Origin of the sequence: Clostridium bornimense, from assembly GCF_000577895.1 — a bacterium.
GTDB lineage: Bacteria > Bacillota > Clostridia > Clostridiales > Clostridiaceae > Clostridium_AN > Clostridium_AN bornimense.
Genome location: NZ_HG917868.1, coordinates 914955 through 930529 on the forward strand (window position 1 = coordinate 914955; position 15575 = coordinate 930529).

Sequence of the window (15575 nt, forward strand, 5' to 3'; positions counted from 1 at the left end):
ACTTAATATTAAGAAGTTCATATTAACTACTCCTTGAATAAACTATTGGTATTTAATATAATCTTTATTATATAATAAACAAAGGAGGGGTTATATGAAAGAGAAGAAAGCACCGAAAAAATCATGGATATATTATTATGTTGTGACATTTGTTATTGTTATTTTATTAAATACATTGGTTTTTCCTTTTATTTCTCAAAGGGAAATAAAAGAAGTTGGATATAATACTTTTTTAGAAGATTTAGAAAAGGGGAAAATTTCCGAAGTCGCTATGGGTGATAATCAAATTGTTTATTTGATTAAGGATAATAAGGGTGATGAGAAACTATATAAGACTGGTATATGGCCAGATGATGATTTAGTAAACCGTTTGAAAGATGCGGGAGTTAAGTTTTCTGCTGAAATTCCGAAACAGGCATCGCCTATGCTTAGCTTTTTTATGACTTGGATATTTCCAATTTTAGTTTTCTTTATTTTAGGACAATTATTATCTAGGACATTGATGAAAAAGATGGGTGGCGGAGGAAATGCAATGACCTTCGGAAAAGCAAATGCTAAAATTTATGTAGAAGCACAAACAGGAAAGACTTTTAAAGATGTTGCTGGGCAAGATGAGGCAAAAGAAGCATTAACTGAGATAGTTGATTTCCTTCATAATCCTCAAAAATATTCTGAAATTGGAGCAAAGCTACCTAAAGGAGCGTTACTTGTAGGACCTCCAGGAACAGGTAAAACATTGCTTGCTAGAGCAGTAGCAGGAGAAGCGCAAGTACCATTTTTCTCAATATCAGGGTCAGAATTTGTTGAGATGTTTGTAGGAATGGGAGCTGCAAAAGTTCGTGACCTATTTAAACAGGCTAATGAAAAAGCACCATGTATAGTGTTTATTGATGAGATTGATACTATTGGTAAAAAGAGAGACAATGGTGGTATCAGCGGTGGTAATGATGAAAGAGAGCAGACGTTAAATCAGCTTTTAACAGAGATGGATGGATTTGATGGAAAAAAAGGTGTTGTTATTTTAGCAGCGACTAATAGACCAGACTCTTTAGATAAAGCATTATTACGTCCAGGTCGTTTTGACCGTAGAATACCAGTAGAACTTCCAGATTTAAAAGGAAGAGAAGATATACTAAAAGTTCATGCAAAAGGTGTTAAGATTTCTGACAATGTAGATTTTAATACTATTGCTAGAGCTACATCTGGGGCATCAGGAGCTGAACTTGAGAATATTATTAATGAAGGTGCATTAAGAGCAGTTAGAATGGGTAGAGAGATAGTACTTCAAGAAGATTTAGAAGAAAGTGTTGAAGTAGTTATAGCAGGATATCAAAGAAAAGGTGCAGTTATTTCACAAAAAGAAAAAGAAATTATTGCATATCACGAAATTGGGCACGCTTTAGTAGCTGCTAGTCAAACGGATTCAGCGCCAGTCCATAAAATAACTATTATTCCTAGAACTTCTGGGGCTCTTGGATACACTATGCAAGTAGAAGAAGGAGAGCATGTTTTAATGAGTAAAGATGAAGCTTTCAATAAGATAGTAACCTTTACCGGTGGACGTGCAGCTGAAGAATTAGTATTTGGATCAGTAACTAGTGGTGCATCTAATGATATAGAGCAAGCAACAAAAATTGCTCGTGCTATGATATCTAGATATGGTATGAGTGAGCATTTCGATATGGTAGCTTTAGAAACAGTAACTAATCAATATCTTGGTGGAGATACATCACTTGCTTGTTCAAACGAAACAGCAACAAAAATTGATGAAGAAGTGATAGCTATGGTTAAAAGTGCTCATGAAAAAGCTATCAATATTTTAAAAGATAATATGGGAAAACTTCATGAGTTATCAACATATCTTTTAGAAAAGGAAACAATAACTGGTGAAGAGTTTATGAATATATTAAATTCATAAAAGTTGAATAAATAGAAAAAAGAACTGCTAATATAAAATATAGCAGTTCTTTTTTTATTGGTGTAGTACCTTAAAGTATCCTTGTTCATGTAAACAGACAGGACAAACTAAAGGTGCATCAGTACCTTCTAAAATAAATCCGCAGTTAGTACACATCCATGTTACAGAAGTATTCTTTTTGAATAATGTACCTTCTCGTAAATCTTTTTCATATTCTTCAAATCTAGTACCATGAATTTTTTCTATTGAGGCAATATCATTAAATAGTTTAGATATGGCATCGAATCCTTCATTTTTTGCAGTTTCAGCAAAAGATTTATAAACTTCATCATGTTCATGAAATTCACCTTCTTTTGCATGTTGTAATTCTTCTAATGTTGTATCAAATTTACTTACAGGATAAGCTGCATCTATTTTTAATTCTTCACCTTTAAAATCTTTTAATGCTTGTAAAAATCTTGAGGCATGAGCTAATTCTTGTTTAGCGGTATAATTAAAAATTTCTTCTATTATGTACAATTTTTCTTTTTTAGCTGTTTCAGCAGCAATAGAATATCTTGTTCTAGCTTGTGATTCACCAGCAAAAGCTCTCATTAAGTTAGTCTTTGTTTCACTTTTATCAAAATTCATATATAATATCACTCCTTTTTAATAGTTTTAGTAATAATAAAAAAAATATGTTTGTAAAGATAAATATTTAACAAAAACTATATACAGAATTACTTTTTTCATTATATTATTAAAATGTATACTTAAAGAGAGGTGGCAGCTTATGAGAGAACATAGTTTAGTTTTAATTAAGCCTGATGGTATTGAAAAAAAGGTAGTTGGAAAGATAATATCTATTTATGAAGAAAACGGATTAGAAATAGCAGATATGAGATTAGTAAAACCAACTAGGGAAATAGCAGAAAAACATTATGAAGAGCATGTAGGAAGACCATATTTTCCTAATTTAATTGAGTGCATAATAAGTGGACCTGTAATTGCATTAGTTTTAGAAGGTGAAAATGCAATACAAAAGGTTAGAACTTTAAATGGTGCAACTAATCCTGATAATGCAGAAGAAGGAACAATAAGAAAGCTTTATGCTACAAATGGGACAATAAATACAGTACATGCATCTGATTCTATGGAAAATGCAGATCGTGAAATTAGTATTTGGTTTAAATAATAAAAAAAAGGAGCTGTTGCACGAGAGTGTGGCAGCTTTTTTCAGTGAGCTTGATAGAGCATATCAGTGCACGGGGGTGGAGGAAATTCCTGCGGAATTTCTGTATCTATAGTAAATATGAAAACACTTTGCTATCCGCAGGATTATAATAAAATTCCTCGCAAAGAGGAATTTTCACCTTACTTGTGTCCTGTGCCTTTTAACCTGTGCCCTATTCACTTTTATCTCTTCACTGTTAAAGCGGAGTTATATTCATTTTTGTTACTAATAGATTAGAGTTAAAGCAAGGTTTATCTTTAGTGATACCGATAAAGTCATTACCAAACATAGAATATATGTTATTAGAAATATTAAATTCAGGTAACCTGCCAAGAAGGTTTTCTCCGTCAGTTAGGTAGGACATTTGCACCGGTGAAACATAATCACCATTATTAGTGTAGTCACCACCACTTAAAATAACTACCAATATTCCTAAATCACCATTTAGTAATTCTTTTAAAGTTTTATTTCCTGGTTTTGCAGTTAAAGATATATCTGATAAAGAGGGAACATCATCATAATTACCATTAGCAGCTGCTGTCAATGGTAAATCAAATTGTATTGAGGTTTTTTTATCAGTATAAGGTTTTTCAAGTACACCGTTATTAATTAAAGGACAGATGTCATTTTCTATAGTAGTACCTTCTTTATCAAAGAAAGGAATAAGAATATTATTTTTACTACGATCTATTGATAATGTAAAATCTTTTGAGAAAATTTCTTTGTTAGCTTTATCGGAAAATATAGATGCACCTTTGCTTAATGTTTCTCCATTTAGTGATTCTATAAACTTATTACTTATTTCATTAAAGTCAAGTATAACTGGGACTTTTCCAGTAGGTAAAGTTTCTAATATAGTAAAGGCATCTAATTGTTTTCTTACTTCGCATAAAAAAGTTTCTTTATCAAATTTACGACTAATATTTATAAGTCCACTATCAAAAATATTGAGAGAGGATTTATGTTTAATAATTATTTCTAAGTTTACGCAACTATCATAATTTTTATAGTTTAATCCTACGTCATTAGTTAATGATGTTTCAGTTTTTATGAATTTAATTTTATTGCTAAAAATAAAGTCGGGATATTCACTTCTTAATGTTGATAATAAATCGTCCATATCCTGTACAAAAGTTTCAGCAGAAGGATTGTATTCCCTTAAGTCACGTTCTCTAACTTTATTTTTTTCTACTTCAAAGTTATATGGAATTTTTAAATCAAGATTTCTTTTGGCAGCGTCCCAAGTTTCATTAGTAACATTTCCTAAAGAACCAGCAACACCAATATATCCATTTTCATATACTCTGCATCCATTTTTAGTTATAGATTTTTTTATTATAGAATCTATTTTACTTTGTGAAATACTTAAAGATATCTCATTAGTTATTTCTTTATATAATTCTTTTATCATATATATTACCTCCTTAATTATTGAACATTTATTTCATTTACACGAATATATGGACCACCAATACCGACCTTTAATGGATATTGTTCCATTTTACCGCAACCACCAAGGGCAAATGAGAAAAGTTCAACTTTATCAGATATACCATCAATTTTGTTCAAAGTAGACATAACGTTACCGGAGATAACAGAAATTTTAACGGGTTCAGAAATTTTACCATTACGAATCATGTAAGCTCTAGCAGGAGCTATTGTGAAAGTCGTCATACCAGAACCATGACGAATAGTATCTATAAAAATACCTTCTTTTACATTTTTAAATAGAGATTCCTTTGTTTCAGAACCTTTATCTATAAAAGTTGTTGTCATCCTAACTAGAGGTTCATATTGAAAATTCATAGCTCTAGCGTTTCCAGTTAAGTTTTCTTCTAATATTGCAGCGGTATTAGAGCTATGAAGACGCCCATTTAAAATACCATCTTTTATTATATAGTTCTTTTTACACTTAGTACCTTCATCATCGAAAGGGGTATATCCAGCACCTTCTATAGATCCAGTATCTACAATGTTTAGAATATCGGAACCTACTTTTTTACCTAAAACCCATTCTTTTTTCATAGTTTCATCACCAACCATAAAATCAGACTCACTTTTATGTCCAAAGCTTTCATGAGCAAATACTCCAGTAGTTACTGGGGATAAGATACAAGTATATTTTCCAGGGGTAACGGCCACTGCATTAGTAATATAATCTATATCTTTTTTTATATTATTTATTATGAAATCTTCTTTATTTGAAAGTTTATCAAATGTTACAGATAAGATATCATTACCACCATTAAAAGGTTCATTATTGACGTTTAAAATGTATCTAGGAGAAATTGAACAGGTTTGAAAATCAAAAGTTACATCTGTTCCTTTACTAGATATAATATGTTTTTCTGTATGGTTGTCTAAATAATATAATTTGCAATCTTGGATCTCTTTAAAATTCTTTAATAGTGGCACATAAGAATTAAGGACATCAATTTTGCTTTTGTTACTAATTTTAGAAATATCGGAATCTTTATATTTAAGATAATTACCTTTATTGACTTCAAGTCTTTTCACGATAGGATTATTTTCTATATCATCATTTACTTTAGCCATTTTGGCTAAAGAATCTATTTCGTTTTGGATATTATTTATTTCAGTTGTAGAGCTATAATACCAACGATCACCATCAAATAATCTGATTATTGCACCGATTTCAGTTTTACTATTATTTTGTTTTAGCTTAAAGTTGTCTAATATTATTTTTGTACTATAGATAGTTTCAATACGAATATCTGTATATAAACCTTTTGGAAATTTAAACATTAAATAAATACCTCCTATTACTGTTATTATATAAATTATACTATTAATTACACTTTATATGATTAAGAGTTATAATATTATGAAGATAGTTTAGATAATAATTTGGAGTTGCCAGAGAAATTTAGAGTGATAACAATATTTTAACAATAGCTTTCCATAGAATTAACATGCGGAGACTAATATTTAATTAAATATATAAGATCTGTATGGAGGTTTATTATGGAGAAGAGTAGCAGTAAACTTAATAAATTAGAAAAGTATTGGATTCTATATGATGTTGGTAATTCTGCTTTTGTGTTACTTATGTCAACTATAATACCGATATATTATAAAAATATGGCATCAGCTGAGGGCATATCGTTAGCTAACTCAACAGCATATTATAGTTATGCTATTTCAATATCTACTATTATAGTTGCAGTGTTGGGACCAATCTTAGGAACTATGGCAGATAATAAAGGGTACAAAAAGCCGTTTTTTACATTTTCAATGATAATAGGGGTATTAATATGTGCATCACTATCAATACCTACTACAGTAATAATGTTTTTAGCACTATTTGTAATAGGTAAAATAGTATTTTCTATGAGTTTAATATTTTATGATTCAATGCTTGTAGATGTAACTACAGATGATAGAGTGGATGAGGTATCATCAAAAGGGTATGCTTGGGGGTATATAGGAAGTTGCATACCTTTTATAGTAAGTCTTTTATTAATTCTTAAGGCTGATGCAATAGGTATTAGTACATTTATTGCAACAGCAATAGCTTTTGTATTAAATGGTTTATGGTGGCTTATAGTTACGATTCCACTTATTAAAAATTATAAACAAATTCACTATGTTGAAAGATCTAATAATTCTATTTTAAGTAGTTTAAGTAGACTTTCAAATATATTTAAAGAAATAAAAAATGATAGAAAAGTATGTATCTTTTTAATATCATTTTTCTTCTATATAGATGGAGTTTATACAATAATTGAGATGGCAACATCTTATGGAAAAGATGTAGGGATAACTGATAATAGTATGCTTATGGCATTATTATTAACTCAAGTTGTAGCATTTCCTTTTGCTATTTTATTTGGTAGGTTATCTAAAAAATTTAAAGTTAAAGACTTAATATCTATATGTATACTAGCTTACCTATTAATAGCTTTATTTGCCCTTCAATTAGATACGGCTATTGAATTTTGGATCTTAGCAACTTTTGTTGGGGTTTTCCAGGGAGCTATACAAGCATTATCACGTTCATATTATGCTAAGATAATTCCAAAAGAAAAATCTAGTGAATATTTTGGTGTATATGATGTTTTTGGTAAAGGAGCATCATTTGTAGGTACAATGATAATGGGACTTTCAACACAGATTTTTGGAAATTCTAAAGCCGGGGTAGTAGGTATTGCAATAATGTTTGCATTAGGATTTATACTATTTAGAGTTCAAGGGAAAAGTGCGAGAAGTTTAGAAGCAGAGTATATATAAATTTTAAAAAGTCTTGGTGTTGTATATAGGAAAAATGCATATTGGCATCTGTTCTAGTTAAGTAGTGGTATTTCCTTGTAGTAGTTTTAATTAAAGAAAATTAATATTTAAAAAGTTTATAATATATAGTAATGGTATAAAAAGTTGTGATATAGAGTGATATATCACAGCTTTTTAATGTGTTAGAAATATATTACCAAGGTTCAATAATTAACAATACGTCATTTTTATTACCAACTAGTCCAACAATAGGATCTGAAGATGTTCCAAAGTCATGAGAAAAATTATTGTCATCGGAAAGAGAAAAATGATACTTAACTACAAATCCATAGAAGCTACCTTCACTATTATCCACAGGGGTAATAACCTTAGGTTCCATAGAGCAAACTGTAAAGTTAATTTCATTAATAGAATTTACTGAATTATTGGATAGTATAGTGTAAAAATTAATTAGCTTATCTTTTGAATTACCAAATAAGTTTGTTGTATAGTTACTGTATTGAGAATTAGCAATTCTTAATGAGTCTGATAAGCTAGTAGTTGAGAGAAAATTTTTCATCGTATCTATAAAATATTCTTTTTGAATATCATATTGTTCTGTGACAAAATACTGATAAGTATCTGGATCTGTCATTTCAGACAAAGCACATTGTAATTGACTATTTCTAATATCCTCTAGGGCTAATTCGAAAGGTTTATTATAATTAGGACTAGAGGTATCAGGATAAGACGAAGGTATGTATGGTTCTGTAAAACTAGTGTCATTGTTATTGATATTTACATCAGTAGTAGTATCAATGTTGTTATTAATAGACGATAGTTGATTTTTTACTAGTCTTAAGTAATAGGTAACTGGTTTATCATTGCTATTTGCAAATACTAGCAATGAAAGAAAACTAATAAATCCTATGATAAAAATTAATAATGATGTAGTAATTAAAAAAAACCTGATCTTTTTCATATAAGCTCCTTTGTATAACAATATTTACAACTATTATACAAAATAATACATAAAAATTATAGAGAGGGTAGAGAAAAGCCTATATATGATATAATAAGATAAAAAAGAAGAGAGGTACATATAGATGAGAAGCATTGGATTTATTGGAATTGGTGTTATGGGGAAACATATGGTTAGAAATTTAATGAAGAATGGTTACGAGGTTTCAATATATAGTAGAACCAAAAGTAAAGCCAAGGAAGTTATAGAAGAAGGGGCATTATGGTGTGATGATATAAAGAGTTGTGTAAACAATAAAGATGTTGTTATAACAATAGTAGGATATCCAAAGGATGTTGAGGAAGTTTATTTTGGGGAAAATGGAATAATCGAAAATAGTAATAAAGGAACTATATTAATAGATATGACTACAACTAGTCCAAAACTTTCAGAAAGAATTTATGAAGAGGGTATGAAAAAAGGATTATTAGCTTTAGATGCTCCAGTTTCTGGTGGAGACATTGGTGCGAAAAACGGTACATTGTCTATAATGGTAGGTGGTGACGAAGAGGTTTTTGCTAAAGCTTTAGATGTTTTTAAGGCTATGGGAACAAATATAATATATGAAGGAAAAGCTGGAGCAGGTCAACATACAAAGATGGCAAATCAAATTGCTATAGCTGGTACAATTGCAGGAACATGTGAAGCTATTGCTTATGGAAGAGCAAATGGACTTGATACAAGGAAAATGTTAAATAGTATAAGTGAAGGTGCAGCAGGAAGTTGGCAGCTTAAAAATAATGGTAAGAATATATTAGATGAAAATTTAGATCCTGGTTTCTATATAAAGCATTTTATAAAGGATATGAAAATTGCTAATGATGAAGCAGAAGGTAGAAAGCTTTCATTAGATATATTAAAAGATGTTCTGAAAATTTATGAGGAACTTGAAAATGAAGGTATGGGAGATTTAGGAACACAAGCTTTGATTAAATATTATAGTAAGAAATAATATAAAGATAGTAAAAGAATACATGTCGCTTAGCATTTAAAAATATGCTAAGCGACATTTTTTTACAGAAATAAAAGTAATAAAATGGTACAGTGTAGATGTAGTGATATAAATTAATAAGTTAGAGGAGAATTATAATGAAAAATAAAAGAAGTTTATTTTTATATATGTTGGTTAATCCTATTTTTATTATAGTATATTGGATATCATGGTATGAATTTGTTCCAGTATATCAATATGGATTTTTACGGACTAACATAAAGATATTACTTTTATCTGGAGTATTCTTTATAATATGGTTGATCTGGTTTATCGTAAGAAGAGTAGAAAAAAATCTTTGGGAAAAGTATAGGGGCTTTTATAAACAATGGATATGTATAGCCCTTATATTAATAATGGCAATAACTTTGAAATATGGATATGAAGTATATAAAATTACTATAAATTCAAAAGGATATTTTGTTGATAAGTATAATGAATATAAAAATACAAAAGAGATTGTATATGAAAATGAGAATAAAATATACAAGGATGGCTTAAAAGGAATTATTAATAATATTTCAAAGGAAGTAGAGTTACCAAAAAAATTGTACATTAGTAACCTGAATCTTACTTTTGAAGAAGATGGTACAATTACTTCTTTTTCAGCAGGTATTTATGGAAAAGATAAAAAAGGAAAGAAAAAGGAATATGGTATTAGTTATTATAGTGATTCAACTAGTAAGATTACAATACATTCATATTCTTACGGAAATACTAATGAAGATGATGATTATACAGTAGAACAATTAAATAAATGTTTAAATATCATTCCTTTAGAAAGTGATATTGAGAGTTGGTGGGAAGGTGAAGAGTATGGCATTATATATAAGGGGAAAAGAAACTGGGGATACGAAAAAGAAGGAATTCTATATATTGATTTCAATGGAAATATACGAGGAGCAAGTAAAGTATTATCTGAAATAAAGGGAAAAACTATATCTGTTTATGTACCAGATAAAGAAGAGAAAATTACACCTAAAAGATATAATTTTGTAAAAGATCTAAATAATATAGAATCCGAAGATTATGTAGGAATACCAAGTGAATCAGAAAAAAATGATGAAAATGTACTTAAAGTAGGAGAAACAATATTTCTAGAGGACGGAACAGTTATTTATAGGTTTAATGAGGATATTAAATATAAGTTAGAGGTGACAAGTTCATCTTTAGGAAGTAGAACTTATGCATTATATAAGTTGAATAAAGAAGATAGCTCATGGGTGGAAATTAATTGGATAGCTTTTGGGATGTCAATGGGTCAAGTATCCTCAATAACTTTTATAAATGAAGATTTAGGATTTGTAGTATTAGCATATGGAAGTGGCAACGATGCAAAAGTATTTCGTACAGAAGATGGTGGAAAAACTTATACACAGATAAAAATGAAGTTAGTAGATGCAAGAGGTATGAGGTTTAATGTTAATCCATATGATTCTACAGAAAAGGTATATGAAAAAGATGGCTTATTATATTTAGAGGTCAGACAAGAAAATGATGGATATTATGCTAAAAGTTCTGAGGGACTATATATATCTAAAGATCATGGAGAGAATTGGGAATTTGAAAAAGAACTTGATGGGGAGGAGTAATATAGTAATTAGTTTTTGATATATTGAATAATAAAAGTCTATCGTCATACAATTACCGATAGACTTTTATTATTATAGTTTGTAGTAATTATGCTAAATCATAGATTAAGTGAAAGAATTTCTTCAAAATTATCGATAACATAATCATAATCATCAACATCACCAAAGCCATATCTAGCATATATAAAAGGAATATTAGCTATAATAGCTGATTCTCTATCACCGATGGTGTCACCTACATAAACAGGGTTTTGTAGATGATTTCTTTCAATAATCAGCTTATTATTTTCTCCTTTAGAAAGCCCTGTTGATCCTGAACATTCTATATCTATAAAATATTTTTCTAAGTTATGAGCTTCAAAGAAGCATTGTATGTAACCATCTTGGCAATTGCTTACTATAAATAGTTTATATTTTTTAGATAACTTTTTAAGGGTACATTCTAGATTAGGATATAATTTTCCACCATGTTTACCTAAGTAGATTTTTTCTGAATCACAACATTCTTTCATAATCTGAATTTGCATATCCTCATCTAAATCGGGAAATAATTTCTTTCTTATTGTATCTACTGTTAGTCCCATACAGCTTTCCATATCTTTAGGTGTTATAACTCTATTTATTTCAGGGTAGGTATCTAATACTGTCTTCCATGCACTGCAAACTCCTTCTATGGAGTTCCAAAGTGTTCCATCTAAATCAAAAATAATACTATCGATGTTCATAATATATACCTCACAAAAATTATTATACCAGGATTATAACATATATTTCTATAAATTTACTATATGTGGAATAAAATCAAGTTAAAAAGTATATTACAAGAAAAGTCGAAAAAAGTTGAAACAATTACTATTGATATATGGTATTGTTATATTATATAATAAAATTACATAAAATTGTTTATATGGAATTTTATTTTATGAAGAAAAATGAATAATACATACATTATTTTTCATAGTAATTGTAATAATTGAGAGAATAATGACGGAGGTATCGAAAATGGAAGAAACAATGATTAACTTATTAACAAATATTCAACAGAGCATAACAAGTGTTAAGCAAGGCATATCAGGTATGAATCAGGATATATTAAGTTTAAAGGAAGAGATAGCTACTGTAAAAGAGGATATTGCTAGTATAAAAGAGGATATTACAGCTGTTAATCAAAATACATCGGGGGATAGTAGAGTAATATCTGTTATAAGACAAGAACTTTCAGAAGTTAAAGAAGATATTACAAGTATAAATGGAAAGATGATAAGTAATACTGAACAAGTGCCAAATGAAAATAAAGATGTGGTAAATATGAAAGATGACTTATCGATTATAAAACAACAATTAATGGATATGAAATTTAATGGATCAACTAGAACAGAAGAAGCTATAAGTACAAATTCAAATGTAGATATATCAGAAATAGGTAAAAAAGTAGATAAGGTAGATATAAAAGTAAGTAGAATAGAAGGACAAACTTCTAACTTATCAGATTTATCTGATAAGTTAAGCAACATTGAGGATAAGTTAGAAAAAGTAGATATGATATCATCATATAATAGTTTTGAAATTTCAAAGTTAAAGTTGAATCAAAAACATGTCTAGCATTGACTAGATATTTAAAATTAAACCGAAGTTAATTAAAAGTTATGATAAATATAATTTAACTGAAGAAATATAAATATATTGTAAAATAGATGGCTATTGCTGACGAATTAAAATTCGCCGGCAATAGCTATTTTTATGGTAAAATATACTAAAATAAGAGGTGATTCTTATAGTGTTAGGAGAGAAGATAGAAAATGAATAAGATAAGAAATAGGATAGTGTTTGTTCTTTTAATGACATTTTTAGTTGGTAGTTTATTACAAGGTTGTAGTGGCGCGGAAACAGTAAAAAGTGATAAGTATACAGAAACGACGTTAAAGTTAAAAAACAACAACATGTATAAGACAAATTTTCAAGGAGTTTTAGAGGATATTAGGGATGAGATAGAAATGCCAGAACAGTTATATGTAGATGAAGATAATAACATTTCAATGAAATTTAAGGCTAATGGAATAATCACATTTATAAAAGGTAGATTATATGGAGTAAATAAAGAGGGGGAAACTATTTTTTATGATATGTATTACAATAGGGAAATTTCTAAAAAAATTAAGGTAAGATATAATATCGCTAATAGGGAAATAGATGATCAATGTGAAATAGAAACATTACTAGATATTATGAAAGGAATAAATTTACGTGAAGCAGTGTATAACTGGGATAGTGAAGAATATGGAATATTATTTTATGGAAATAGAAAATGGGAGGCAGGAACAGAAGGAATTATATATGTTAATGGTAAGGGAGATAAAAGGGAAGAAGAGGCTTTAGAAAATACTATATCAACAGCGTCAATGTCTCTATACATACCAGAGAAGGAAGAAATAATAACTCCAAAACGATATATATTAGTAAAAGATATAAATGAGATTAATGGAAAAGCTTATAATGGTGAAGATAGAATTAATGTTGATGCATCTATGAATATGAGCAGTGGAGAATTTGAAATCTTAGATAATGGAGAAGTTGTATATAAGTTAAATAATAATGTAAGATATTATTTAAAAATAATTGCTGCAGCGGCTGGAAGTAGAGAATATGGATTATATATAAGTGAAGATGATGGAGATACTTGGGGCGAGGTAAACTATGAACCATTAGATAAGATGGGACAAGCAGCTTTTATGATTTTTATTGATGAAGAGTTAGGTTTTATATCCTTGGCTACCAATGGCGGAAAAAATGGCTATTTATATAGAAGTGAAGATGGTGGATATACTTTTGAAGAAATTAATTATAATGAATCAGCAAGAAATAATAATAGTTCTATAGATATAGATATAGAATATTTTGATTATCCAGAAAAAGTATATAAAAAAGATGGTTTTCTTTATATGGAAGTTGGACAAGGTGCCGATGGTGACTATAAAGGTAATTGCAAAGGAATATATATTTCTAGAGATTGTGGAAATAAGTGGGAGTTTTTAAAAATTTCTAATACCACCAGCGATGGAGATTAGTAGGATTTGATTAAATAAATGAAGTAAAAATAGCGCTGTAGAATGTCCTATGACGCTTTATTAAATGGAAGTAAATATATTTATGATATAGAAATAAAAAAAGATAGATTCAAAATTGAATCTATCTTTTGGCTCCGTAGAGAGGGCTCGAACCTCCAACCTGTCGGTTAACAGCCGAATGCTCCACCATTGAGCTACTACGGATCAGTGACAATATCTATTATATCGTGTTTTGAAAAATTGTCAACAATTTTTCTTAAAAAAATTTATGAAAATATCAGTGAGAAAATTAATTATTTTATAGAATAGATTTCTCCTTAAAAAATATATTAAATAAATTTAATATTACATTATTCTACAAATAAAAAGTTTTTTCTTTAAATATTTACAAAATATCTCATTAATGGTATTATATATACGTAAAGGATATATTTTAATTACATGGATAAATATAAACAAAAATATTTATGAAAATGAGGAGAAAGTAAATGAGAAGAAATTTAAGAAAACTAATTTGTACAACAACCGTTGCAACGGTATTATTAGGAGTTTCTAACACTGCATTGGCTAGTAGTTATAGCACTTTAAGTACTTCAATTGGATGTAGTGTTTCAAAATCTACTTGCAGTAGTTCAAAACCAAACACAACAAATCAAAATTGCGGTAATTCAAAACCAAACACAACAAATCAAAATTGCGGTAATTCAAAACCAAACACAACGAATCAAAATTGCAGTAGTTCAAAACCAAGCACAACAAAACCAGATTGCGGCAATTCAAAACCAAGTACAACAAAACCAGACTGTGGCAATTCAAATACAACAAAGCCTGACTCTGGAAACTCAAATACAACAAAACCTGACTCTGGTACAACAACACCATCAGTACCAGATAATACAGAAGATACAACAACACCAGTAGTGCCAGATAATACAGAAGACACAACAACACCATCAGTTGATAATAATGAGACTTCATCTGAAAATGAAGATTCAAATACTGATGTTTCAACACCTGTAGTAAATGAAGATGGAGATAGTACTGAAATAGAAGAAGGTACTTTAGGTGTAAGTGATGTAGAAGAAGACAGCGAAGATACAGAAGATACAGAAGAAACAAAGACAATAGCTGGAGTTAAAACTGGAGATAATAGCAAGCTTCCGCTACAAGTTTTTCTAGGTTCTATAGCTTCTGGTGCATTATTCGTTATAAATAGATTTATAAGAAAATAAGATTTAGGAAAAAGACTGTGGAAAGTATATTGGGGAACTTTCTACAGTCTTTTTATATGTACTATTGGCAGAAAAAATATATTAATAAGTGGATAAATAAAATGAAATCTAAATATACATTGAAAAATAAAAATTTATAAAAAGTATTGAAATACAAATAGATAGGGAGTATTATAAAAATATAGAAAACATTTACATAAATTTAAATATAAGGAAGTGAGGGTATTAAGAGATATCTAAGTAATTTTATTAAAACGATTAAAGTATTATGGAAATGCTCCAAGATATATATATTTCTTTTATTTGTTGTAAA

13 protein-coding genes and 1 tRNA gene are annotated in these 15575 nt (G+C 29.0%); 8 read left to right on the plus strand and 6 right to left on the minus strand.

Going from position 1 to position 15575, the window contains the following annotated elements; genetic code table 11:
- Nucleotides 1-94: 94 nt before the first annotated feature.
- The gene (gene ftsH / locus CM240_RS04055) at nt 95-1918 is read left to right on the plus strand and encodes an ATP-dependent zinc metalloprotease FtsH (RefSeq protein WP_044036727.1); all 1824 of its coding nucleotides are present in this window, start codon (nt 95-97) and stop codon (nt 1916-1918) included.
- 54 nt (nt 1919-1972) lie between these two features.
- On the opposite strand, the gene rbr is transcribed toward ftsH, so the two are convergent.
- The gene (rbr, locus tag CM240_RS04060) at nt 1973-2548 is read right to left on the minus strand and encodes a rubrerythrin (RefSeq protein WP_044036735.1); all 576 of its coding nucleotides are present in this window, start codon (nt 2546-2548) and stop codon (nt 1973-1975) included.
- Between the two features lie 142 nt (nt 2549-2690).
- Here rbr and ndk point away from each other — a divergent pair, with 142 nt between their 5' ends.
- A complete protein-coding gene (ndk, locus tag CM240_RS04065) occupies nt 2691-3092 on the plus strand; it encodes a nucleoside-diphosphate kinase (RefSeq protein WP_044036737.1) in 402 nt (133 codons plus the stop codon).
- 235 nt (nt 3093-3327) lie between these two features.
- Here the strand turns inward: ndk and CM240_RS04070 are convergent, their stop codons facing one another.
- Nucleotides 3328-4542, minus strand: a complete 1215-nt coding sequence (locus tag CM240_RS04070) for a metallopeptidase TldD-related protein (RefSeq protein ID WP_044036739.1) — start codon at nt 4540-4542, stop codon at nt 3328-3330.
- Between the two features lie 17 nt (nt 4543-4559).
- A complete protein-coding gene (locus CM240_RS04075; RefSeq protein WP_044036741.1) occupies nt 4560-5897 on the minus strand; it encodes a TldD/PmbA family protein in 1338 nt (445 codons plus the stop codon).
- A gap of 219 nt (nt 5898-6116) precedes the next feature.
- Between CM240_RS04075 and CM240_RS04080 the strand changes: the two genes are divergently transcribed.
- Nucleotides 6117-7382, plus strand: a complete 1266-nt coding sequence (locus CM240_RS04080; RefSeq protein ID WP_044036742.1) for an MFS transporter — start codon at nt 6117-6119, stop codon at nt 7380-7382.
- Nucleotides 7383-7575: 193 nt separating this feature from the next.
- Here the strand turns inward: CM240_RS04080 and CM240_RS04085 are convergent, their stop codons facing one another.
- On the minus strand, nt 7576-8343 hold the full coding sequence (locus CM240_RS04085; protein WP_044036743.1) for a hypothetical protein: 768 nt from the start codon (nt 8341-8343) through the stop codon (nt 7576-7578).
- 124 nt (nt 8344-8467) lie between these two features.
- On the opposite strand from CM240_RS04085, the gene CM240_RS04090 reads away from it, so the two are divergent.
- Complete coding sequence (locus tag CM240_RS04090) at nt 8468-9334, plus strand: NAD(P)-dependent oxidoreductase (RefSeq protein ID WP_044036745.1); 867 nt, start codon at nt 8468-8470, stop codon at nt 9332-9334.
- A 137-nt stretch (nt 9335-9471) separates the two neighbouring features.
- Nucleotides 9472-10965 carry a WD40/YVTN/BNR-like repeat-containing protein gene (locus tag CM240_RS04095; RefSeq protein WP_044036747.1) on the plus strand — a complete coding sequence of 498 codons (1494 nt, stop codon included), beginning with the start codon at nt 9472-9474 and terminating at the stop codon, nt 10963-10965.
- Between the two features lie 98 nt (nt 10966-11063).
- On the opposite strand, the gene CM240_RS04100 is transcribed toward CM240_RS04095, so the two are convergent.
- Nucleotides 11064-11690 carry an HAD family hydrolase gene (locus tag CM240_RS04100; protein WP_044036749.1) on the minus strand — a complete coding sequence of 209 codons (627 nt, stop codon included), beginning with the start codon at nt 11688-11690 and terminating at the stop codon, nt 11064-11066.
- Nucleotides 11691-11967: 277 nt separating this feature from the next.
- Here CM240_RS04100 and CM240_RS04105 point away from each other — a divergent pair, with 277 nt between their 5' ends.
- Both CM240_RS04105 and CM240_RS04110 read left to right on the plus strand, forming a co-directional pair.
- A complete protein-coding gene (locus CM240_RS04105) occupies nt 11968-12567 on the plus strand; it encodes a hypothetical protein (RefSeq protein ID WP_044036750.1) in 600 nt (199 codons plus the stop codon).
- Nucleotides 12568-12764: 197 nt separating this feature from the next.
- On the plus strand, nt 12765-14030 hold the full coding sequence (locus tag CM240_RS04110; protein ID WP_044036752.1) for a WD40/YVTN/BNR-like repeat-containing protein: 1266 nt from the start codon (nt 12765-12767) through the stop codon (nt 14028-14030).
- 129 nt (nt 14031-14159) lie between these two features.
- On the opposite strand, the gene CM240_RS04115 is transcribed toward CM240_RS04110, so the two are convergent.
- Nucleotides 14160-14234, minus strand: a tRNA-Asn gene (locus tag CM240_RS04115).
- A 284-nt stretch (nt 14235-14518) separates the two neighbouring features.
- Between CM240_RS04115 and CM240_RS04120 the strand changes: the two genes are divergently transcribed.
- On the plus strand, nt 14519-15262 hold the full coding sequence (locus tag CM240_RS04120) for a hypothetical protein (RefSeq protein WP_044036754.1): 744 nt from the start codon (nt 14519-14521) through the stop codon (nt 15260-15262).
- Nucleotides 15263-15575 lie beyond the last annotated feature (313 nt).